Origin of the sequence: Synechococcus sp. SYN20 (assembly GCF_014279555.1) — a bacterium.
Classification (GTDB): Bacteria; Cyanobacteriota; Cyanobacteriia; order PCC-6307; family Cyanobiaceae; genus Synechococcus_C.
Genome location: NZ_CP047959.1, coordinates 1,192,196 through 1,214,712 on the forward strand (window position 1 = coordinate 1,192,196; position 22,517 = coordinate 1,214,712).

At 47.3% G+C, this 22,517-nt stretch carries 17 protein-coding genes and 1 pseudogene; 13 read left to right on the forward strand and 5 right to left on the reverse strand.

Annotation, left to right across the window (positions count from 1 at the left end):
- Positions 1-67 precede the first annotated feature (67 nt).
- Complete coding sequence (locus SynSYN20_RS06220) at positions 68-811, forward strand: M15 family metallopeptidase (RefSeq protein ID WP_186525165.1); 744 nt, start codon at positions 68-70, stop codon at positions 809-811.
- Here SynSYN20_RS06220 and SynSYN20_RS06225 read toward each other — a convergent pair.
- A complete protein-coding gene (locus SynSYN20_RS06225) occupies positions 795-2,534 on the reverse strand; it encodes an NADPH-dependent assimilatory sulfite reductase hemoprotein subunit (RefSeq protein ID WP_186525501.1) in 1,740 nt (579 codons plus the stop codon). The two genes, SynSYN20_RS06220 and SynSYN20_RS06225, sit on opposite strands and share 17 nt — an antisense overlap.
- Positions 2,535-2,680: 146 nt before the next feature.
- Between SynSYN20_RS06225 and glyS the strand changes: the two genes are divergently transcribed.
- Positions 2,681-4,840 (forward strand): glycine--tRNA ligase subunit beta, encoded by a 2,160-nt coding sequence (glyS, locus tag SynSYN20_RS06230; RefSeq protein ID WP_186525166.1) that lies wholly within the window; start codon positions 2,681-2,683, stop codon positions 4,838-4,840.
- A gap of 15 nt (positions 4,841-4,855) precedes the next feature.
- On the opposite strand, the gene chlP is transcribed toward glyS, so the two are convergent.
- A complete protein-coding gene (chlP, locus tag SynSYN20_RS06235) occupies positions 4,856-6,244 on the reverse strand; it encodes a geranylgeranyl reductase (RefSeq protein ID WP_186525167.1) in 1,389 nt (462 codons plus the stop codon).
- 100 nt (positions 6,245-6,344) lie between these two features.
- On the opposite strand from chlP, the gene SynSYN20_RS06240 reads away from it, so the two are divergent.
- The 11 genes and pseudogenes from SynSYN20_RS06240 to SynSYN20_RS06290 all read left to right on the forward strand — a co-directional run bounded on the left by SynSYN20_RS06240 (position 6,345) and on the right by SynSYN20_RS06290 (position 16,835).
- Positions 6,345-7,112, forward strand: coding sequence for a M15 family metallopeptidase (locus SynSYN20_RS06240; RefSeq protein ID WP_186525168.1), 768 nt, complete (start codon positions 6,345-6,347; stop codon positions 7,110-7,112).
- Positions 7,113-7,277: 165 nt separating this feature from the next.
- Positions 7,278-7,424, forward strand: a complete 147-nt coding sequence (locus tag SynSYN20_RS06245; RefSeq protein WP_186525169.1) for a hypothetical protein — start codon at positions 7,278-7,280, stop codon at positions 7,422-7,424.
- Between the two features lie 7 nt (positions 7,425-7,431).
- Positions 7,432-8,007: pseudogene (locus SynSYN20_RS06250) on the forward strand (U32 family peptidase); the annotation flags it as partial.
- 63 nt (positions 8,008-8,070) lie between these two features.
- Complete coding sequence (gene typA, locus SynSYN20_RS06255) at positions 8,071-9,873, forward strand: translational GTPase TypA (RefSeq protein ID WP_186525502.1); 1,803 nt, start codon at positions 8,071-8,073, stop codon at positions 9,871-9,873.
- Positions 9,870-10,229, forward strand: coding sequence for a DUF309 domain-containing protein (locus SynSYN20_RS06260; RefSeq protein WP_186525170.1), 360 nt, complete (start codon positions 9,870-9,872; stop codon positions 10,227-10,229). The genes typA and SynSYN20_RS06260 overlap by 4 nt, the downstream gene beginning before the upstream one ends.
- A 66-nt stretch (positions 10,230-10,295) precedes the next feature.
- Positions 10,296-10,721 carry an LptA/OstA family protein gene (locus tag SynSYN20_RS06265; protein WP_255476392.1) on the forward strand — a complete coding sequence of 142 codons (426 nt, stop codon included), beginning with the start codon at positions 10,296-10,298 and terminating at the stop codon, positions 10,719-10,721.
- Positions 10,718-11,446, forward strand: coding sequence for an LPS export ABC transporter ATP-binding protein (lptB, locus tag SynSYN20_RS06270; RefSeq protein WP_186525172.1), 729 nt, complete (start codon positions 10,718-10,720; stop codon positions 11,444-11,446). Before SynSYN20_RS06265 ends, lptB begins: the two co-directional genes overlap by 4 nt.
- Complete coding sequence (locus tag SynSYN20_RS06275) at positions 11,443-12,621, forward strand: LptF/LptG family permease (protein ID WP_186525173.1); 1,179 nt, start codon at positions 11,443-11,445, stop codon at positions 12,619-12,621. The genes lptB and SynSYN20_RS06275 overlap by 4 nt, the downstream gene beginning before the upstream one ends.
- 41 nt (positions 12,622-12,662) lie before the next feature.
- Positions 12,663-13,595 (forward strand): c-type cytochrome biogenesis protein CcsB, encoded by a 933-nt coding sequence (gene ccsB / locus SynSYN20_RS06280; RefSeq protein ID WP_186525174.1) that lies wholly within the window; start codon positions 12,663-12,665, stop codon positions 13,593-13,595.
- A 174-nt stretch (positions 13,596-13,769) separates the two neighbouring features.
- Entirely contained in the window at positions 13,770-14,345 is a 576-nt protein-coding gene (locus tag SynSYN20_RS06285; protein ID WP_186525175.1) for a site-specific integrase, read from the forward strand.
- A 2,097-nt stretch (positions 14,346-16,442) separates the two neighbouring features.
- A complete protein-coding gene (locus SynSYN20_RS06290) occupies positions 16,443-16,835 on the forward strand; it encodes a hypothetical protein (protein WP_186525176.1) in 393 nt (130 codons plus the stop codon).
- A gap of 25 nt (positions 16,836-16,860) precedes the next feature.
- On the opposite strand, the gene SynSYN20_RS06295 is transcribed toward SynSYN20_RS06290, so the two are convergent.
- The 3 genes from SynSYN20_RS06295 to dnaK form a co-directional block, all read right to left on the reverse strand.
- A complete protein-coding gene (locus SynSYN20_RS06295) occupies positions 16,861-17,046 on the reverse strand; it encodes a PCP reductase family protein (RefSeq protein ID WP_186525177.1) in 186 nt (61 codons plus the stop codon).
- A 2,792-nt stretch (positions 17,047-19,838) separates the two neighbouring features.
- The gene (locus SynSYN20_RS14690; protein WP_186525178.1) at positions 19,839-20,099 is read right to left on the reverse strand and encodes a hypothetical protein; all 261 of its coding nucleotides are present in this window, start codon (positions 20,097-20,099) and stop codon (positions 19,839-19,841) included.
- Between the two features lie 274 nt (positions 20,100-20,373).
- The gene (gene dnaK / locus SynSYN20_RS06305) at positions 20,374-22,245 is read right to left on the reverse strand and encodes a molecular chaperone DnaK (RefSeq protein ID WP_186525179.1); all 1,872 of its coding nucleotides are present in this window, start codon (positions 22,243-22,245) and stop codon (positions 20,374-20,376) included.
- Positions 22,246-22,517 lie beyond the last annotated feature (272 nt).

Consider the following 22,517-nt stretch of genomic DNA (forward strand, 5'->3'; position numbering starts at 1 on the left):
GCATCCGGGATGCGTTGTGATCAAGAACCTGGCAATCTGCTGACAGCGTTTTTCGTGTCGCGTCATCATGCTGCGTCCATGGCATTCGATCTTGATTGACGATTGCGGTGAATTCCTGCGACCGCTGCGCTCTGTTGTGATCTGCATGGAGCCACACCCCTATGTGTCATTGGGGGCGCCCTACGGGAATGCAGCAGATCCCTTTTGTCTTCGCCAAGGAGTGAGAAGTCGTTTGCTGGCTGCTCAAGTTCATCTCCAAGGAATCACAAGCGGGGTTGGACTCCAACCACTTCGGTTTGGAATCTTCGATGCCTGGCGTCCCGTGTCAGTTCAATCCTTCATGGTGAGCCACGCCATTGAGCAGGAGTGCGCACGCCAAGGCATTGATCCAGAGGATTCAGAACAGCTGAATCGTTTGGAAAGCGTTCGCTCTGAGGTGGCACGTTTTTGGGCTCCACCTTGTTCTGATTTTTCGATACCGCCTCCCCACAGCACCGGAGCTGCTGTGGATCTCACTCTCATTGATGCAAAGGGCAACCCCTTGGATATGGGGGGGGAAATTGATGCGATCGGCCCCGAGTCTTTACCGCTTCACCATGCTGATGCAGCGCTGAATCATCCTGATGGGACCGCTGCTTTATTCCATAGCCGTCGTTGTTTGCTGCATCGTGTGATGACTCAGGCGGGATTTGTGCGTCACCCGAACGAGTGGTGGCACTTCAGTTTTGGTGATCAGCTTTGGGCTTGGACTGTTCAAGCGGATCGTGCCATTTATGGACGGGATCCAGACTTGTTCAGTTTGAAACCTTGAGCATCTCTTGAACGGTGGCATCACCAAGTTTGCTGATGTGTTCGCCAAAGCCCCGCCGCCCGCCAGCCTCTTTCCAACTTTGAAGCAAGGGTTCGATCGTTGCTTCAAGGTTCTCAAGAGGCATCTTCTGTAGGAACGGACGGGCTAATTGCTGCAAATTGGCGCTCCCACCAAGCCAGAGCTGATATTGATTGACACCGCTTCCTACAAGGCCAAGTTCAGCCATATATGGACGGGCGCACCCATTCGGGCATCCGGTCATGCGAACAAGAATGGATTTTTTAATCTCTAACTGCTTGAGCTGGGAATCCAGTCTTTCAAGAACATCGGGAAGAACTCTTTCCGATTCAGTAACGGCTAGTCCGCAGGTGGGTAGGGCTGGACAGGCGAGGGCATGCCGGACAAGGGGAGAAACCTCTGCTGGAAGCTCAAACCCTAATTCGGACAACTCACTTTTGATTGATGATTTTTGACTAGAACCGATATTGCAGAGGAGTAAATCTTGATTTGGGGTGAGTCGTATTTCTAATTGATATCTTTCAACAATGGAGCGAATCCCTTCCTTAACAGTTCCTTCCAGCCGGCCACACATGAAAGGGAGTCCCACAAACCATAAACCTGGTTTTTGGCGGTGCCAACCTAGGTAATCCATTAATTTTGCAGGTGGTTCCTGAATTAAACTTTTAATATCCTTTTTAAAATAGTCCTTGATCAAGGTTTCGCGGAACCATTGAATCCCACGATTGTGCAAAAGATATTTCATGCGAGCATGTTTTCTTACTTCGCGATCTCCATGATCTCTTTGCAACGCCATGATTGATTGCAGGAGGTCAAATATATTCTCAGCCTCTACATAACCCAAGGGATCTGCAATGCGTGCAAACGTATCGTCTTGGTTATGCGTTCTTCCTAGGCCTCCACCCACGTAAACATTGCATCCGCGCATACTTCCGTTCTTGTTTGTGAATAGAACGAGTCCGATGTCTTGTGTGAGTAGGTCAACTGAGTTGTCTCCGGGTACGGTGACAGCAACTTTAAATTTCCTAGGAAGGTAAGTATCACCATAAATTGGTTCATCCTGGCTTCCGGAAAATATCCCTTCTTCGAATTGCCTTTCTCGGGCTTGCTTGACAGGCTTTGCAGGTTTAAATCGGTAACTAAGGTCACCATCAACCCACATGTCTAAGTAAGAACCTTCAGCCGCTTTGGGGCTTAGCAGGTCAGCAATCTCGTCAGCAAGTTTTCTGGCAGCTGGGTATCCATTGTTTTCAAATGGTGCTGCTGGTGCCATAACGTTTCTATTGATATCACCACAGGCGGCTAAAGTAGAACCCAAATTTTTAATGATCGTGCCAATGACTGTTTTAAGGTCGGATTTCGGGATGCCATGCATTTGAAAGGCTTGGCGTGTAGTGATGCGTAGTGTTCCGTTTCCGTATTGATTAGAAAGGTCGTCCAGAGCCGAAAAAAGTTGTGCCGGTACTCTTCCGCCTGGATTTCTAAGGCGAAGCATCATCTGCCAACACTTGGTTTTATCCGTTTTTCTTAATTCTCGATGATTCTGTTGGTAACTCCCATGAAACTTCAGTAGCTGAACTGCATCTTCACTAAAGCGAATTTCTTCATTGCTCAGCTCTGTCAATAACGGTTCTCGAAGATGCCCGCTGTAGAGCTTCCGCTTTTCAGCCTTAGACAGAGCTGTGTCAATCGATTCTGTAGGTATTGAAGGGCCATCAAGCTTCCGATCGCGCCCTGCTTCTTGCGTCCCTGAGGTTGTCGTCAAACCTTCGTTCACGGATTCAAGGGATAGGTCTTTTGAAACTAGCGAAGCGGCTTCCAATACAGTCAATTCCTACATATCCAATCGGCGTGTCCTCAACATTCCTGCTTGAAATCGGTACCGAGGAACTGCCCGCAGAGTTTGTGCACTCGGCACTGCAGCAGCTTCAGCAAATGGTGGCGTCCGACCTGAAGGACCTTCGCTTAAGCCATGGCCAAGTCAGGGTGTCGGGGACACCTAGACGCCTTGCTGTGGTGGTGGACTCGTTGATTGATCAACAGCCTGATTTAGAGGAAGAACGCAAGGGACCTCCCGTGAAGCAGGCCCTGGTGGATGGGCAACCCGGTCCTGCCGCGCTGGGTTTTGCCAAGCGTTGCGGTGTGGATCCTTCAGAACTCCAAGTGCGTGACACGCCGAAGGGGCCTTGTTTATTTGCTCGGGTTTGTACCCCAGGTGACACCACCACAACCCTTCTCAATGAGCGCATTCCTACCTGGATCAATGGCTTGCAAGGCAGGCGATTCATGCGTTGGGGCAATGGCGATCAACGCTTTAGCCGTCCTGTGCGTTGGCTGGTATCGCTGTATGGATCTGAGCTGATTCCGGTCACCCTTTCTGCGGCGCAACCACCTGTTCAAAGCGGTCGCTTGAGTCGATCCCATCGTCTTCGCGACAGCACATTGGAGATCGAGCACGCGGATGATTATTTCGATGCCTTAATGAAGGCTGGTGTGATGGTGGATCGATCCCAACGCGAGCAATTGATTCGCTCAGCTTTGGACACAGAGGCCGCAGCATGCTCTGCCTCTGTTGACTGTCCCGAAGGTTTATTTGAAGAGTTGGTTGATCTGGTGGAGGCACCCAGAGTGCTGAGTGGGGAGATTGCTGATTGTTATCTCGATTTGCCACCTGAGGTGATTGTCACGGTGATGCAATCCCACCAGCGCTATGTCCCGTTGAAACGCGAAAACGCGCATCACGATCCTTTGGCACTTCAGGCACGCGACGTCCTGCTGTCGAAGTTTTTGCTGGTGAGCAATGGCCTCGAGCCTGCGGACGCAACCATCGTGCGGGGCAATGAGCGGGTGTTGGGTGCCCGCTTGGCCGATGCGGAATTTTTCCTCAATGTGGATCGGAAACATCCGAGCGAGTCGCGCCGGGATGCCCTGGATCGCGTCACCTTCGCGAAGGGGCTCGGAAGTTTGCGCGATCGATGTGAGCGGATGTCTTGGATGACAGAGCGGTTGATCGAATCGCTTTCGATTCCTTCAGACATCGCCATGCATGCCAAGCGAGCAGCTCACTTCTGCAAGCATGATTTGGTGAGCCAGATGGTGGGCGAGTTCCCTGAGCTGCAGGGTTTGATCGGCGGTAAATACTTGCTAGAGGAGGGGGAAGATCGTGAGGTCGCTCTTGCAGTGGCTGAGCACTACCAGCCCCGTGGTGCTGGAGATGCTCTTCCCTCTAGTGATGCAGGAGCGTTGTTGGCCCTTGCGGAACGCTTGGAACTGCTACTGAGCATTTACTCCAAGGGCGATCGCCCCAGTGGTTCATCCGATCCTTATGCCCTGCGTCGGGCTGGAAATGGCATTGTTCAGATTCTTTGGGATCGCGGTTGGCGTCTTTCTTTGCAGAGCCTGTTTTCGGATGCAGCCTGTTATTGGGCGGAACGATTCCCCTCCTTTGCGGTGCAACCTGAGGCCTTAGTGGCCGATCTGTCGCTTTTACTGCGGCAGCGAATGGTCTCTCAGTTCGAGGAGGATGGCTTCCCAGCTGATTTGGTTCAATCCGTAGCAGGAGAGGCCGTCGGCGATGCGCGTTTGCTTCGTGATCCAGTGGATGCTCGCGAACGTCTTGTTTTGCTGCATCAGCTTCGTCGCGATCAGCGCCTACAGGCGGTCCAGGCTGTGGTGCAGCGCGCTGCAAAACTTGCCGAGAAAGGTGATCTTGGCGCCGATCAGCTCACAACTTCGGGTGTGGTTGCCTCTGATTTGTTCGAATCAGCAAGCGAAGCGGCTCTATTGCAATCGCTCAATGAGCTGTCTCCCCTTGCTCAATCAGGCAATTACAACCAGCTTGCTGAAGGGTTGCAGGGTGCTGCGAAAGCGCTGGAGGCCTTTTTTGATGGTCCGCAAAGCGTGATGGTGATGGCGGACAATCTCGATGTCCGCCGCAATCGCCTCAATCTTCTTGGTGTCTTGAAAAATCAGGCATCAGTCCTGGCGCAATTTGATTGCATCCAGTCCTGATGCCTCACCAGGGTTTCAGCCTGCTGTGACCTTGGTGCGCTCTTCCTCGATTTCCGCTTCACCTTTTTTGACTGCATGACCAGAGGTCTGCGCTTTGATGGCTTGGGCCGCTTCGTCGGCAAGGAAGTCACCATCGGATCGCCCCACTGCTGAAGGTACGCAGTCATAGCTCGAAGGGGCTAAGGCTTGACCGCGCAGAAGACTCCCAAGGGTGCGAGCTGTGAGTTTCACCTGCTGCCAGGGATTCATCATCACCACTTTTTTGTACAGATAGCTGTCGAAGGTCAGCTTCTGGACGTCTTGGTCATCGCACATTTCGACGAATGCTTCACGGGCAGCATCGGTGCGATAGAAGATCCGTTGAAGAATATCGAGCACGATGTACGTTGCTCCGTACTTGCGGTCCCAACGTTTCAGGTAGGTGTTCTTGATCTCCTTTTCAGTAGGCATTTGGGTGCCGTTTTTGGAGATTTCCACGATCGCTTCCGCACACATGCGACCACTTTTTGCGGCGAAGTAGATGCCTTCACCTGAACTTTTGGTCACGTAGCCAGCTGCATCTCCAACCAACGCCATGCGACCCACCACTCGACGAGGACGGGGATGCTCTGGGATCGGATGCGCTTCGACCTTGATGACTTCGCCCTTGAACAGGCGCTTACGGGCGCGTTCGCGAATGCCTTTTTGAAGACCTTTAATTAGGGATTGATTTTCTTGCATGGTCCCTGTGCCCACGGCGACGTGGTCGTATTTAGGGAACACCCAGGCATAAAAATCAGGTGAGACATCTGTTCCTACGTACATCTCGGCGAGATCTTCGTAGTAAGCCATTTCTTCTGCTGGCAGCTTGATGCGCTCTTGGAAGGCAATCGCCACTTTGTAATCACCGGCGTCCATCGCTTTCGCGACGCGTGAATTAGCTCCATCGGCACCAATGATTAAATCCACATCCAGGCTTTTCATCTCGCCGGTGGGACCGCCTGAGCTGTAGTCGGCGTAATGAATGGTGTAAGGACCTTGGCGTTTGTCACCTGTGTCGATCTTTTGCACCAACCCATTGATCAGAGTGGTGCCTAAGTCGGCAGCGCGATTGCGCAGGAAAGAGTCGAACACTTCGCGACGACACATACCTATATAGGCATTGTCGTCGTAACCGAGTGGGTCCAACTTGATATCAACCTCCCGATTGGAGGGTGAAATCATCTTCATGTTCCGAACTTTGCGGTCGATGATCGAATCCGGAAGATCGAATTCCTCAACCATGCAAAGCGGAATCGCTCCCCCGCAAGGCTTGGCGTTATCGAGTTTTCTCTCGAATAACCAAGTCTTGATGCCGGCCCGTGCAAGCACTTCTGCGGCACAGGATCCGCTCGGTCCACCACCGACAACGGCAACTCTCAGCATCTCAGCAAACTCCGCCGGGTCATTGATTTCAAACTAATCACGCATCTTGAAAAGGGCTACTCGGCCCTAGCCGACCCCCTTACGATTGAAACAACACTGCATGGTTCCTCTGGGAAGGGTCGCCGCCACTCGCCGAAGCACCCGGGATGACATTCCTGTCGCCCGTCGCTCGAAACCTGCTCTTCGTAAGCGTGGCAGCGGGTTTGGTGTGTTTTTCGCGTGTCTCTTTGTGGGGGGAGGCAGTTTGGCTGCTGTTTGGTTAGGCCCTGGTTTGCTGGCAAGTCGTTCTTTTTTGTTTCCATCGGCTCCAGTTCCAGTGGTGGATGGGATTGAAGCGCCGCCAGATCAAGATGGTCGTCTGCTTGGACACTTTCCTTATAAGGAGGCGATTGTCAGCCAACTTGTGCCCGTTGAGGCAGGAATTGAGCTGCATCAAGATGCAGCACTCGCACTGGATTCGATGCGCCGTGCCGCAGCCTCAGATGGAATCGATCTGAGGCTGATCAGTGGTTATCGCTCTCATAACTTGCAGCAGGGGATTTTTTTTGATGTGAAATCAGAAAGAAATCAAACGGCCGAAGAACGGGCCAAGGTTTCTGCTCCGCCCGGCTATTCCGAACACAGCACTGGCTATGCGATTGATCTTGGTGATGGCAGTCGCCCAGATACCAATCTTTCGGTTTCCTTTGAGACGACTCCGGCATTTCGTTGGTTGCAGGATTACGCCGCCATTTATCACTTCACTCTGTCCTTTCCTGAAGTGAACCCACAGGGTGTGAGCTATGAGCCATGGCATTGGCGTTTTGAAGGGTCAGCCGATGCTTTGCGTCAATTTGAACCAGCACGTCAGCTAGCTCTTGGACGTTAGACACACCATCTTTTCCAGAGTTACTTTTCCCAGCTCCTAGAGCGTTCCCTTGCCATGCCTTTAGAGGTGTTTGTGAGAGGGGCCTTATGCGTGGCCTATTTCTATCAGTGCCTCAGTAATGATTCGAAATGTCAAAGCACCTGTCAGTGTCGATCAGAACGTGTGGTGACTCCGCTTGATCTTGGGCTTCAGCCCGTTTTGCTGATGGAGAGCGCTGTAACACCAGGAGTCAGGCCGTTTTGGAGATCACCCGGGATCATGGTTTGGATCGTGAGCGTTTGGGCGGTACGGGCTGGTCTCTTGCGCTGGTGACGTCTAATTGGATGTTGCGAACCCGCTGCGCTTGATTTGGATTTTCGAGACCTGGGGGCTAGATCGGCTGACAGCCAGCTGTGATTTGAATCTCAGCCAATGGCTTGACTTGGTGCAGGCTTCTCCACCGGTACGGATCGAAGTTGTGCTGCATCAACACATGCCGATCTTTCATATGGAGCACTGCTTGTTCTGTTCGTTCCTATGGGACGGCCACGATCACACCGATTGTGGGAGGCCCTTTGAGCAGCACACCCTCATGCTCAGAGACCGAAGTGGAGTGGAGCATCCGCTGAAAGCGGATCTTGGTTGTCGTCATACTCTGTTCAATGGCAAGCCGCAGACAGGGGTCGAGGCTCTACAGGCCTTGCGTCATGGAGGGATTCAACGCTTTCGGCTGGATCTTCTCGATGAAGACGCCAAGGCAACGCGCCGGGGGGTTCAGCTTTACAGCGATGCGCTTTTGGGTCTCACCCTCTCAGCTGATGTAGGGCGGAGGGAGCAAATCGATCACAGGCTCGGCGTTACGCGTGGCAGTTTGCGCATCGGATGCGAAAATAAAGCGTTACAAGTCTCACTTTGAGATAGCATGTCGCGGCTGCGCCAGCTGGCGTTCCCAAGTTTCCCTTATAACGTTACGGACCTCATGAGCGCCCAGAATAAGGCGATTCGCAATATAGCGATCATCGCCCATGTGGATCATGGCAAAACCACTCTTGTGGATGCTCTGCTCAGCCAGTCCGGAATCTTTCGCGATAACGAGGCCGTTCCAACCTGCGTTCTGGACTCCAATGATTTAGAGCGGGAACGCGGGATCACCATCCTTTCTAAGAACACGGCAGTTACCTATAACGACACGAGAATCAACATCGTTGATACGCCTGGTCACGCTGATTTTGGCGGAGAAGTCGAGCGTGTGCTCGGCATGGTGGACGGATGTTTGCTGATCGTTGATGCCAATGAGGGGCCCATGCCCCAAACCCGCTTTGTCCTCAAAAAAGCCCTTGAACAGGGCTTGAGGCCGATTGTGTTCGTTAATAAGATTGACCGTGCGCGTGTTGATCCAGAAACAGCTGTTGATAAAGTTCTTGATCTTTTTATAGAGCTTGGTGCTGATGATGATCAGTGTGATTTCCCTTACTTGTTTGGTAGTGGTTTAGGCGGTTTCGCGAAGCCCGACATGAAAACAGAGAGCGACAACGTGCGTCCTCTCTTTGATGCGATTTTGCGTCATGTTCCACCTCCTGTTGGTGATCCTGAAAAGCCACTACAGCTTCAAATTACTACCCTTGATTACTCAGATTTTCTTGGACGAATCATTATTGGACGAGTTCATAATGGTGTTATCAGGCAGGGTCAGAAAGCATCACTTATTAAGGATGACGGTAGTGTAAAGAGAGGACGTATTAGTAAGCTTTTGGGCTTTGAAGGTCTGCAAAGAGTTGATATCGAAGAAGCGTCTGCTGGCGATCTTGTTGCAGTTGCTGGTTTCGATGACGTCAACATCGGTGAAACGATTGCCTGCCCGGATGAACCAAAAGCGTTACCATTGATCAAAGTTGATGAGCCCACGCTTCAGATGACCTTTGTGGTCAATGATTCTCCTTTCGCTGGAAAAGAGGGCAAGTTTGTTACCAGTCGTCAGCTTCGTGATCGCCTGCAGCGCGAATTGCTCACGAATGTCGCTTTACGAGTTGAAGATACAGATTCTCCTGATCGTTTCTCTGTATGTGGTCGTGGTGAACTTCACCTCGGAATTTTGATTGAAACGATGCGCCGTGAAGGATTTGAATTTCAAGTGTCTCAGCCTCAGGTGATCTTCCGCACGATTGATGGCACACCTTGTGAGCCTGTGGAAACACTGGTGATGGACGTTCCTGAAGCTGCTGTTGGTAGCTGTATTGAAAAATTGGGAACGCGTAAGGGTGAGATGCAAAATATGGAAACCGGCGCTGACAACCGCACGCAGCTTGAATTTGTGGTCCCGTCTAGGGGACTCATTGGTTTCCGCGGAGAATTCATTCGCGCTACTCGCGGTGAAGGAATCATGAGCCATTCATTTTTCGAATATCGTCCGATGCAGGGTGATTTTGATAACAGAAGGAATGGGGTTTTGATTGCTTTTGAAGAAGGTACAGCTACTTTCTATGCTCTAAAAGGAGCTGAAGATCGTGGGCAATTCTTTATTACTCCAGGCACAAAAGTTTATAAAGGAATGATTATTGGTGAGAACACACGTCAGCAAGATATGGAAATCAATATCTGCAAAGCCAAGCAAGTAACGAACATTCGCTCTGCTGGCGCTGATGTTTTAGATTCGCTTCAGTCACCGATTCAGATGACTTTAGAGCGTGCTTTGGAATATATCGGACCTGATGAAATGCTTGAGGTCACTCCTGACTCGATGCGGTTAAGAAAATTACCTGCCAAAAAAATGGCTAAGCGTTGAGCGCCCACGAAGATCCCCGATTTCAGCAGGCCGTCGATCTCTTCAATCGACGTGCCTGGTATGAAGCTCACGATGCTTTTGAAGAAATTTGGCATGAAACCGCTGGATCCGATCGGAGATTGCTACAGGGAATACTTCAAATTGCAGTTGCTCATGTTCATTTAGAACGAGGCAATCTTAGAGGTGCAACAATCTTGTTGGGTGAAGGCGTAGGTCGACTTTCTTCTGCAAAATCAGGGGATCTTGGTCTCGATTTGCCTTTCGTTCGAGAGCAGGCTCGTTTGAGACTGGAAGCGCTTCAACGAGAGACCGATCCTGTCGCACTTCCAGTTCCTGAGTTGCGTGATCACTCCTGAATTTCTAGGTACATTGGCTGAGATAATGAGGGTGACCTGATGTTCTTCCGATCCCTCGCTCTTGTAATGACCACTTGGACTGCCAAGCTCTCATCTGTTGCTGCCCTGTTGGTTTTTGCTGGTTCTTTTTTTCCAGTGACTGCCCAGACTGCGACAGGCGAAGACAGCTTGATCACGATTGAATCGGATACCCAAAGCGCAGACAACATCACAGGTGTGGTGACAGCAGTTGGCAATGTCAGGATTGTTTATCCCGCTCGTGGGATAGTGGCAACATCGCGTCAGGCGCAATACTTCAGCAGGGAAGCGATGCTTGTTCTAAGCGGAGATGTGGATGTGGTGCAGGACGATGGAAACAGTATTCGCGCTGAGCGCGTGACTTACAACCTTGATGAAGAACGTGCTCTGGCGAACCCTATCCCAGGTCAGCAAGTTCAATCCACTCTGTTCTTGAAGCAGAGTCTCGATTCGCAGACTCCCTTAACGCCATGAGTCTTAGTCTTGATCAGGTCACTCTGACCCTCGGTGGCAGGACCTTGGTGCGCTCCCTTTCGCTCACCTTGAAGCCAGGTGAAGTCATTGGTTTGCTGGGGCCCAATGGGGCAGGCAAAACCACCAGCTTCAATTTAGTGATTGGGTTGTTGCGTCCTGATAGTGGTCAAGTTCTTCTGGATGGGCATCCCGTCGCTGACCTGTCGATGCCCCAAAGGGCGCGTCTTGGAATTGGCTACCTACCACAGGAACCCAGCGTGTTTCGCCAATTGACGGTTCAAGAAAATCTGGAACTTGTGTTAGTTCAAAGCGGACTTTCCAAGGTTGATAGTCATCAACGTTTGCATCAATTAATCGAGGATTTCCATCTCGAGCCTTTTATCCATCGTTGTGGCTACCAACTCTCGGGTGGTGAACGTCGGCGCTGCGAAGTGGCCCGAGCTCTTGCTGTTGGTTTAGAAGGTCCTCGCTACCTACTTCTCGATGAGCCCTTCGCGGGGGTAGATCCATTGGCTGTTGCGGATCTTCAGCAAATGATCCATGGACTACGCCAGCGCGGAATGGGCATTCTGATCACCGACCATAACGTTCGCGAAACCCTTGCCATTACTGATCGGGCTTACATTTTGACGGATGGCAGCATCCTCGCGTCCGGTCGTTCCGATGAAGTAGCCCATGACCCACTTGTACGACGCCATTATCTAGGGGAGGGATTCCAGCTTTGAACAATGACCTTTGGATTTCAGCGCAACGTCAGCTCCGCAGGCTTGTTCATCGCGTTCCATTAATTGATCGTTGGCTTCTTGGTGAACTGATCGGGCCCTTGTTGTTTGCTCTTACAGCATTCACGGTGGTGTCCCTATCCGTAGGGGTGATGTTTGATCTGGTTCGCAAGATTGTTGAATCAAACCTTCCATGGACGATTGCTGTTCAAGTGCTGTTGCTGAAGCTGCCAAGCTTTTTGGTGATTTCTTTTCCGATGGCCACATTGATGGCATCTTTGCTCGCCTACAGCCGTCTTTCTGCCAATAGTGAACTCACCGCGCTTCGTAGTGTTGGCGTAACTGCGAGTCGAATGGTTGCACCTGCAATCGCTTTGGCCCTGCTGATGACGAGTCTGTCGTTTCTTTTCAATGATGTGATCGTTCCACGAACAAATCGTTCCGCTGAATTCACGTTACAACGCGCTCTTGGTAAGGCTATTGCAGCTGAGAAGGGAAACAATATTGTTTATTCTCGCTTCGGCCGAGTTTCTGGTCCCGATGGTGATATGGGTAAGGGATTAACCCAATTGTTCTATGCACGTGAGTTCAGGGATGGAACGATGAGTCGCGTAACTGTTTTAGATTTTTCTAGATTTGGCTTTACTCAGATGCTTGTTGCTGACAAGGCAAATTGGAACGAATCTCAGGCTAAATGGGAGTTTAAAGATGGCCAAATTCTTACTCTTACGCCATCCGGTAGTACAACATCAGCTGATTTCGATCGATACCTTTACCCGCTGAGTCCTGCGCCTCTACGTATCGCAAGATTGCCAAAAGATGCCAATAATATGACTGTATCTGAGGCTATAGAGGCCGAACAACTTTTATCTGATGCTGGTGACCGTAAAGAAGCTCGCAGGCTCAGAGTTCGGATTCAAGAGAAATTCACCGTTCCAATGGCTTGCTTGGTGTTTGGTTTGATTGGATCGAGCTTGGGTGCCAAGCCCAACAGCAGAACGAGCCGCAGTCAGGGCTTTGGTATCAGTGTGGTGCTGATTTTTGTTTACTACGTGTTGAGTTTTAGCTTCAGTTCACTTGGTGTCAAAGGGACGTTGGCACCCCTTCTGGCTGCTTGGGGGCCTGTCTTGATTTCTCTTGCAGGTGGTGGAGTGTTGTTGCGGCAGGCCAGCCGGTAAGCAAACACGTCAGAATCAGGTATTAAACGGTGAAGTGGTTCATGGAGATGGCTGGGATGGATCCGGTTCTTGGGCTGGGATTGTTTGCTTTCGCTCTTTTGCTGTTGGCCCTACCGCTCGCCTTCTGGAAAGTGAGCTCAGAGAAAACGTCTGGCCTTGTGACGATGTTGATCGCAACAGCAAACCTCGCCTTGACCGCTCAACTCGTTTTCCGTTGGTGGCAGTCGGGGCATTTCCCGATCAGCAACCTCTATGAATCGCTTTGCTTCCTTGCGTGGGCATGCACGCTTACTCAGCTGTTGGTGGAGAGATCTTGGCCAACACCGATCGTTGCTGCGTCAGCGACTCCAATGGGCCTGGGATGTATTGCTTTTGCCAGCTTTGCGCTTCCTGATCAGTTACAAGAGGCTTCTCCGCTCGTTCCAGCGCTTCGATCGAGCTGGCTTGTGATGCATGTGAGCGTGATCATGGTGAGTTACGCCGCCCTTTTGGTGGGCTCTCTGTTGTCAGTCGCTGTTTTGGTGACGGATCGTGGTCATGCCTTGGAACTGCGCAGCAGCTCGATTGGAAGTGGAGGATATCGGCGTGCTGCCCTTGCAACTCCCCTGGGCAGCGTGGGCGAGCCTGACGTTCAGTTGTCTTCTGTGCAGTTCACGCGTAATGAGCTGTTGGACAGCCTTAGTTATCGCACGATTACGGTTGGATTTCTGCTTCTTACCGTTGGAATTATTAGCGGCGCGGTGTGGGCCAACGAGGCCTGGGGCAGCTACTGGAGTTGGGATCCCAAGGAAACCTGGGCCCTGATTTGTTGGTTGGTATACGCGGCGTACTTACATACGCGTTTAAGTAGAGGTTGGCAGGGCAGGCGTCCTGCCCTAGTGGCGAGCGCAGGTTTGGTTGTGATTGGGGTTTGTTATATCGGAGTGAATCTTCTTGGTATTGGTCTTCATAGCTATGGCTGGTTCTTTAGTTAACCGCTCAAACTGGCATCTCGCATCTTCCTACCCGTTACCTACCGGTTGTACTGGTCTCAGTAGGAGGGTGGTATGCCATTACAAGGTGATATCAGGGCAAAGAACGTCACTGAAGTCTTGCTCGGAGTCCAACTCTTCAAGCAACCGAAGTCGAGATACCTATCTGTAAGGGTCTTGGAAAAGAATGCCCAGTGGTATATCAAAAGGAGTACAGGAAAGGAAACGGTTCCAGAAGCAACTCAATGGGTGATGACTCACCTACATGAATTATTTGCTCTCAAACCAGTGGAGAGAGGTGGAGGTGTGTCTTCATTGATTCGTTTGATAAGCACACATCTTGAATATCAACAGCAAAGACAGCTAGTAGGTGAAATCTCAGAGGCAACCCTGACGATTTACAACAAGAGTGGTAGGCACTTTATGAAATGGTTGCTGTGTAATGGGTATAAGAGACTCTCTGACATAGAGAGAACATCGCTTAGGTCGTATGCCATGGATAGGGTCAGTAAAGATGGCCTCAGTCCAAATACGGTGAACCTAGAAGTTGTCTATTTCAGGATGTTCTGGAGTTGGTTACAGAGTGAAGAGTTAGTTGCACGTCCTTGGGATATGCCGAAGTTACGACAAGCAATAGAAAACAGAACAGGTGGTGAACCTTTTGCTGATGGAGACTTAAAACAGATTCGTCTGATTCTTCCTATAGTAATAATACTGATTCTTCTATGCTACATTATCTCTGGCAATGTATAGGTGATTACCATGATTCTTCTGTTAGATGCTCTCTTTGTTCTATGTGATTACATTACTGATATTGAATGATTGGCAATGTTCTAATCACAAGTATTAAATGGTAGTTGGGACAGTTCGTGTGACTTCGTCATCCTAGTTCATATTGATCAGAGAGAGACTTTCGGGTCTCTTTTATAATGCCAGGGTGTAGATAAACTTAGGTATTTGATGAGCGATACATAGTAGGTCTTCGCTCTTAAGCAATTTTCAGAAAACTGTTACAACAAAATGGCATCGTTCGTTCCATTATCCACTATTATGACAAATCTCTCACAGTAATTCATAAGAATGAATCTGATGAGGAAGTATTCCCTCAGGATGATGCCAAAGATATTTCGATGTATCTGTTAAACAGTCTGAAACTTCTTGGTCTATACGATTATCCTATATTCCGTGGTGAATTTAGAGTTAATGAATCAAATTCTGAGACGTTCCATGGTGATTGGTTTAACACTGACAATCTCAATTTCATTCCTTATACGTTTTCCTGGTCTGGTACTGAAGAAGAGCGCTGGAATAATGAAAACTCTACACAAAACCTAAATGACAATGTCTGACGACAATGATTATATCAAGTATATCAAATTATTTGCAAAGTTAATCACCGAACTTGAAAGTGAAATCCGTACTCTAAAATCAAAGAGGATTAAATTATGAGAAAAGTTTCCCTATACGATTCCGATCGGAATTACTCGACACACAACACCATCCGCAAAGCAGCAGTCTTTGCCCATGGTAGTGAAAGATATCAGTCACGTATTAAGCGTTCACTGAAGTCTCCTGTTGATGCAAAATTAATAATTGGTGGGTTTATGACCTTTGATGCTGCCAGTTGCCCTAAGTCCGAAGATGTAGTTATTGCTAAGAAATCACGTCCTGGTAAACGTTCATGACCTGTTGATAAGTACAACCTCGAAGCCAAACTCGTGAAGAGTTATCCGAGTATATTATCTGCCGCTCGTGAAAATAGTATAAGCGTTCAAGGCTTCTATTACTATGTCTATAGTGTTCGTAGTGTAGATGGTGATTTGTTTAGATACCAGAGTGATGAGTTTGCACAACCTCTATCAAGTACTAATCGTCGTTCTGTAATTACGGCATCTGACTACAAAGAAAATTAGCTTATCTTTAAGAGTATTCGTCAAGTATTAACCTCAATTACTGGTAATTGCAACAACTCTCAGACTATACATCGTTTAATTGAGTCTGGTGAATCGCTAAACGGTTGAACTATTAACTCAGTACAAGTAAGGAACTTATTATGAATCCATTACAAATTTAGATTGCTCTCAATATCTCACACGAACCTATAGAGACGAAGCAAAGTCTCAAAGTGATTATGCATCCTCAAAACTATACGGTATGACTATCTCACAGTGGGAGACCACACTTGAGTCTTCACGAGAGCGTTGTTATATTCAATACGCAATTAACAAAATACAACTATTAACTGACGATGTAATTGAGGAAATTGCTAGTAAAATATGATATTTTTACTATTACTAATTGAATTCCTACTGGTTTTAAGAGCATCAGACGTCTCTCTTCGTTCTCCTAGGTGTCGTAACCATATGGAGTCTCCTCTTCTAAGAGACACCACACAGAGCCATACAGGGAACCCTCAGGGTTCCTTTTTTATGTCTAGACAAGATACCATCTTGAGGAAACTATATGATAATTTCATAGAGGGTTATCTATAAACCCATATCAAGTCATGTGAATGCTCCACCAGTCTTTACTTAACTCAGAGGAAATTCAACTTCTCTAAAAAGATAAAACTAAAAATATTTTGCCAGCAACTCCGAGAGTCTCAAAGAACCTCAAAAGTGTCTTGAAGAAAACTCAACGAAAAATACAACCATCCTCAACCTATCCTCCAAAAATTTTGCCCCAGGTTTGGTCTATCTGGAGAGGGATTTACATGGATTCTGAGGTGACTCTGATGGATAAAAAATACAGAGAGATTGAGTGTATTAGTAACCTGAATACTGGGTAGACTCTAAGTAAACTCTCAGATAATATTGTTGACAAAATCATGATGGTCGAAGATATTAGGCGGTGGGAATTCAATTCCAAACAAACTTAAAGGATAAAGAAGAAATTACAATGATGAAGACACTACTAGTTTCATTGTCTGCCCTAACTATGGTTGCAGCACCCGTAAGAGCACAATATGATAATTATTATCCTGCTGCAGATACATATGCTATCGCCGCATGTAAACAAATATTCAGTGGTGCAAATGGAAAAGAAGCGGCAAGACTTGCTTTGCTAGAAACGGTAATGTTGCATCCTAATTTGGGTGATATGGTGATAAAGAAAGGAGAAGGAAGGAAATTTGAGACTATGACTCTTAAGACATTAAACAATAGATGTGGTAAACAAAGCATCCCTGTCATTTATGCAACGAAAATGGCACCATTAGCAAGGGAACTAGGTTACGAAATCTAATAAATTTTGAAAGTGACTTCCAGCGTTAATCCAACGAATCACTCCCGTATAAATTTTGCCACCTAGATTCATTTGCTTTTCGATAAAAAGCATCATCAATAGACATTTTCCCGCAATTCTGTGCCATAATCTCGACTCCCTCTTTAACAACACCACGAATAAAAAAGGGAACCTCTTTCAAGCTTTGCTCGGCGATAGGAGACCAGTACATGAGTCCACACCTAGTTCAAACTTCAGTTTGACTAGTGGAGAGACAAAAGTCAGATATACAGAAAAGTCTACGCTTTTCATACATTGAATTTGCGCATCTGTGCTGGCATAGGTATAGTTACGCAAGAAGGACAATACAGAGATATCGAGAGTAAATAGTACAGTATAACTAAAAATAAATGTATGAATATAAGGCAAAAGAAGTAATCAAAATTGTCGATGGTGGCACCATTGATGTTCTTATTGACTTGCGATTTCCCTGACAAAAAAGGAGAGGGTAAGAGTGTATGGCGTAGACACTCCTGAAGTATGGACAACAGACTTACTGGAAAAGTCATTGGGCAGAGATGCCTCTGAGTTTGCGAAACAGTGGTTCTCTCAGGATGGTGAGATTATTGTCAAAACATCGAAGGACGTTAAGTAAGGTAGGATACTTGATGAATTTTTGAGAGGCGAAGAGTGCTTCAACCAAAGACTTATCAATGTGGGTTATGCATTCTCATACGATGCCGGAAAAAAAGAGAATGACTGGGACATCCTTATTGCAAGACAAAAGGACTTTGGAAACTGGACTGGGTAACAGTTGAATGTTACTGAGTCTCCTCACACTGTTAATTAACGGTGTCGCTATACGATGCCTCTGCAGGTGTGATAAAACAATAATACGGGAAAAGATACTTTCTAAACACCAAAAGGACTGCTTGCAGTTCGATTTCCATTCCTATTTGATTTAACCACTATTTGTAATATTTATGAGTTTCTTTTGTCTTGGCTGCCTGAAGGTGAGACTACGCTTTATAAGAACATTGATTTGATTCGAGGAGAAGGCATTGCCATCCTTGCTAAGACTCTGCTGGATATGCTGAAGACCGAACAAGATACTGGTGTATTCATATTGGTTAATAGGTCATCAAATCAATGGTCAATAATTCCCAATCTCTTATCATCCATCTCGGAAATTCTTTGGTTTACCTCGTTCAAGAACTTAAACTCTTCCTTATATTCTTTATTAAGTCCCAGGTAGAAAATCCTATGAGTATCGAAACTGCATTTAACTTCAAGTAGTTCGCTCATGTTCAAGTGATGACGTTCTATCAGGTCAAGTGCCTCATCTACGACACGAAATTGTCTCTTTCCTCTCATCCATCTCTTAAATGATGTATTACCACTAGCATTACTCAATGAACACAAGTCAGCGGCATGTGTAATTATAACAATCTGAGTATTCTTAATCGTCTCTCTTGCCTTCGACTTGCTTTCCTGGGCTTATTCCAATTTCTCATGGATACTGACACGTTCAGGGTCGTTCTTTCGACCTCCTGTGTGTACTGAGACAGTAACATCCTCACCTGCCGACTCATTAATTTCTCTTACCGTTCTATCTTCTTGTTGCTGTAGTCGTACAACTACTAACACACTAACTTTGGGATTTCTCTTGGCGAGTATTGCACATGCCTTTTCCAGACCTGTGGTTTTACCTGTTTCACAAACTGCAACACATACATGCAACCCACCAACACCGCCTAACTGGGCATTAAAGGCACTCAGAATCTTCTTCCATGCCTCTGTTCGTTTCGGAGTAATGTATTACCGTGGTTCACCCATTTGGTGTTCATCGCGGTTAGGAATTCGGTTTCTTTAATCACTTTAACAATGTAACTATCTTTATTTATAAGATAACCATCTTTGAGCGTTACCTTATGACTATAATAGCTTATACCTTGTTGTTTTTAAGCTCTATAAGGTAATCGGTGGATTCCTAATAAGAATATGTTACCTTGCTATTCTACTTCTTTATTTCACCTCTAGGCATACCTCTATCAAATAGAATAATTATAACCAAATAACAAAGGGGTTAATTGAGGTTATACTTTTCTTCTAGCTAGTATGAACATTCTAAGCACCTGATGGTCGATCCTGTTACTTTATATGCATTTATTATTATGACAAAGTCAACATTAAGTCGTCTCAAGAAAGGCGCACTCGTTTCACAATGCCTGGAATTACAGAATCAGGTACAACAATTGTAGACTTCTAACAAGAAACTTCCAATCTACATTGTCGCATCGTTCGTATTTGGTTGGTGGTTCATGCAGAAGTCTCTCTCTAAAACCTTCAGAACACCCTACAAGATACCTTAAGTATCACTTTAAGGGAAAGTTATGGATACCATTTTGCCTTCTCTTGCGAAGGATATTTGATAAGGGTATACACTTCTTGTTATTAATGTTATGCTTGATATATTAATTAGCAATGGAACAGAGGCTGCTAAGTCACGTATAACATGACTGACTTGTCACCCGAAGGGTCTTTGCGAATGTAACTAAATAACTCCTCTTCCGTTATATGGCAGAACTTTCCTGCCCTCAACTGGTCTTGTTAATCACGGAGGGTTCGAAAATCTATTTGTTTGAGTGGTTTCCCCCAAATAAGCCTCTGGTTCTCGTTCCAGGTTCTTTTTTATTGCCATTAATCATCTAAATCCCTCTAATACGCCTCTGTATTCCTCTCTATGGTGTCTCTACATCCCTCATGATTAGTTCTGCCTTGCATCTTTCTACCAACCCTTAGGCACCATTACGAGCCGTCTTCTAAGAGTTGGCTTGTTATTTAGATTATTAGTTTTTTCTTGGCTATTACTTAGCTATCCCAATAAGGCAATTTGGCTAACGCAAAAATAATGGCGATTGGGGAAATTTTTCTTTCTGTATGTAAATTAGCTCACTATTGAATAGAGACATACTCTACCATTCGTGTGAGAGCTCTGCTTATATCATTTGGTTTGCTTTAAAATCAACCAATCGAGTTTGTTCTTTGATACTCATCGAAAGTCAGAAATCCGCTTCTGTCGAGATCAGCTCTTCTAAATACGAGTTCAGAAATTCCTGCTTTAGATGCTTCTTGAAGACTAATTTGACCGTTACCGTCAAGATCAACGACAGTGAATTCAGTTCTCGATGGAGATTGCGCGAGGAGAGGGGATGACGAAGCAAATTCAGCTAAGACCGCAATTGCAAATAATTTCTTGGCTGGGGGTTTGAAGATGATGATCACATTTAAAGGTGTAATCCCCTCTTTCAGAATAAAATTTTCTTTCTCGAATTTGTGGTTCGCTTCTTGCTATGTAGGGTGGGGCAGGATTGAGAGGAATGGTAGACTTTCCTTTTTGCCACTGGGGAGTGACCTTGCGACGCCGTGACCTGCGCTTAGAGACCAGTCTTACTACGAGCGTCAGCGTGGTGGCATCAGGACACCACATTTGGTGGTGAGAGCGCATTTATCTCAGAGATTCTTGAGACACCCCCACCACAATGATTGTTTTGATTCCCTATTGAGGGGAATCTACGAACTCAGCATCGATCACATCGTCATCTTTGGAGGAGGTGGTCGATGGTTTCTCTTCTCCTGAATAAACAGCAGCTCCCATCTCCATCAATGCTGTCTGAAGACCCTCCACTCGTTTCTTGATCCTCTGGGTGTCATCAGAGGCAAGGGCCTCTTTCAGTTCAGTCAGAACTAGTTCCACCTTGGTTTTGGCCACAGGAGAAACCTTTTCACCTAGTCCTTCTACCTGCTTCTCAGCTTGGTAGATCAAGGATTCTGCTTGGTTTTTGGTGTCGATCGCTTCCCGCTTTTGCTGATCGGAATCAGCATTTGCTTCGGCGTCTTTCACCATCCGATCCACTTCGCTTTCACTCAGGGTGGATGCACCGGTGATGGTGATCGATTGCTCCTTGCCTGAGCCTTTGTCCTTTGCAGTGACGCTAAGGATTCCATTGGCATCTATATCAAAAGCCACTTCCACCTGAGGGACGCCACGAGGGGCGGCAGGGATTCCATCTAAGCGGAAGGTTCCAAGGCTCTTGTTATCTGACACCATTTGCCTTTCACCTTGGAGAACATGGATCTCCACTGTGGTTTGGCCATCCATGGCAGTGGAATAGATCTCAGTTTTGTTGGTTGGAATCGTGGTGTTCCGAGGAACCATCACATTCACAACACTGCCCATCGTTTCCACTCCTACAGATAGGGGCGTGACATCTAAGAGGAGGATGTCTTTCACATCACCTGAAAGAACACCACCTTGAACAGCCGCTCCAATCGCCACTACCTCATCAGGATTCACCGTCTGGTTTGGTTCTTTCCCGGTAGCTGACTTCACCAGTTCAAGCACTGATGGAATGCGTGAACTTCCACCCACCATCACCACTTCATTGAGTTCACTGGGTGAGAGTTTTGCGTCTTTGATGGCCTGTTGAATTGGCATCTTACACCGATCAATCAGATCAGAGGACATCTCCTCAAACTTGCATCTGGTCACCGTCATTGTTAGGTGCTTAGGGCCATCAGCGCTTGCTGTGATGAAGGGCAAGTTCACTTCACTCTGAATCGAGGAGGAGAGTTCGATCTTTGCTTTTTCAGCGGCTTCAGTGAGGCGTTGTAGTGCCTGACTGTCGTTTCTCAGATCAATTCCCTCTGCACTCCTGAAGGTTTCTGCCATGTGATCGACAAGGACTTTGTCGAAGTTGTCTCCACCAAGGTGGGCATCACCACAGGTACTGATCACTTCAAAGACGCCTTCTCCTACTTCCATGATGGAAACATCAAAGGTTCCACCACCCAGGTCAAACACCAGGATTTTCTCTGAATCCTTCTTGTCCAATCCATAGGCGAGAGCAGCCGCAGTGGGTTCGTTGATGATTCTCAGAACCTCAAGACCAGCGATCTTGCCAGCATTTTTCGTGGCCTGGCGTTGAGAGTCGTTGAAATAAGCAGGAACGGTCACAACGGCCTTAGTGACTGTTTCACCCAGATACTTAGAAGCATCATCAGCAAGTTTCCTGAGCACACAGGCGCTGATCTCCTCTGGAGAGAAGGACTTCTCCATCAGTGGTGACTTGATCTTCACCTTGGTTCCCACTGACTCAACGGTATAGGGAACATCTTTGGTCTCATCAGCCACCTCATCGGTTCGCCTTCCAATAAAACGTTTAATGGATCCAAAGGTGTTCTCTGGATTCATCACTGCTTGGCGTTTTGCGATCTGACCTACCAATTGGTCCTTACCTTTGGTGTAGGCAACAACAGAGGGGGTTGTTCTGAACCCTTCTGCATTGGCGATCACGGTGGGATTGCCACCTTCCATTACTGAGACGCAACTGTTCGTTGTGCCCAAGTCAATGCCAACAACTTTTGTCATTTGTTTATTTCGTGTTCATACATACTTATTGAAATAAACAACAATGCAGAAGGGGGCAAACCCTACAGGCAGGTGAGGGAAACCCTAGTTATTACAGAGGGTGTTCGGTTATGGTTGGGTTATTACGATAAGAGGATTAACAAGAAATTAAGTCTCGCTACTGAGGAGAATCCCACTCATCAAGCAACAATTAGTGAATGCTCTCAGTGTTCTTCCCAATGCACCGCTAAAAGAGGAAATTCCCGATCCAGCAAGAGCTCTTAACCAAAATG

Bases quoted from the DNA above. Each gene is read 5' to 3' on its own strand.
- SynSYN20_RS06220 (WP_186525165.1), top strand. From the start codon at position 68: ATGCTGCGTCCATGGCATTCGATCTTGATTGACGATTGCGGTGAATTC.
- chlP (WP_186525167.1), bottom strand. From the start codon at position 6,244: ATGCTGAGAGTTGCCGTTGTCGGTGGTGGACCGAGCGGATCCTGTGCC.
- SynSYN20_RS06240 (WP_186525168.1), top strand. From the start codon at position 6,345: ATGGTTCCTCTGGGAAGGGTCGCCGCCACTCGCCGAAGCACCCGGGAT.
- typA (WP_186525502.1), top strand. From the start codon at position 8,071: ATGAGCGCCCAGAATAAGGCGATTCGCAATATAGCGATCATCGCCCAT.
- SynSYN20_RS06265 (WP_255476392.1), top strand. From the start codon at position 10,296: ATGACCACTTGGACTGCCAAGCTCTCATCTGTTGCTGCCCTGTTGGTT.
- lptB (WP_186525172.1), top strand. From the start codon at position 10,718: ATGAGTCTTAGTCTTGATCAGGTCACTCTGACCCTCGGTGGCAGGACC.
- ccsB (WP_186525174.1), top strand. From the start codon at position 12,663: ATGGAGATGGCTGGGATGGATCCGGTTCTTGGGCTGGGATTGTTTGCT.
- SynSYN20_RS06295 (WP_186525177.1), bottom strand. From the start codon at position 17,046: ATGTACTGGTCTCCTATCGCCGAGCAAAGCTTGAAAGAGGTTCCCTTT.
- dnaK (WP_186525179.1), bottom strand. From the start codon at position 22,245: ATGACAAAAGTTGTTGGCATTGACTTGGGCACAACGAACAGTTGCGTC.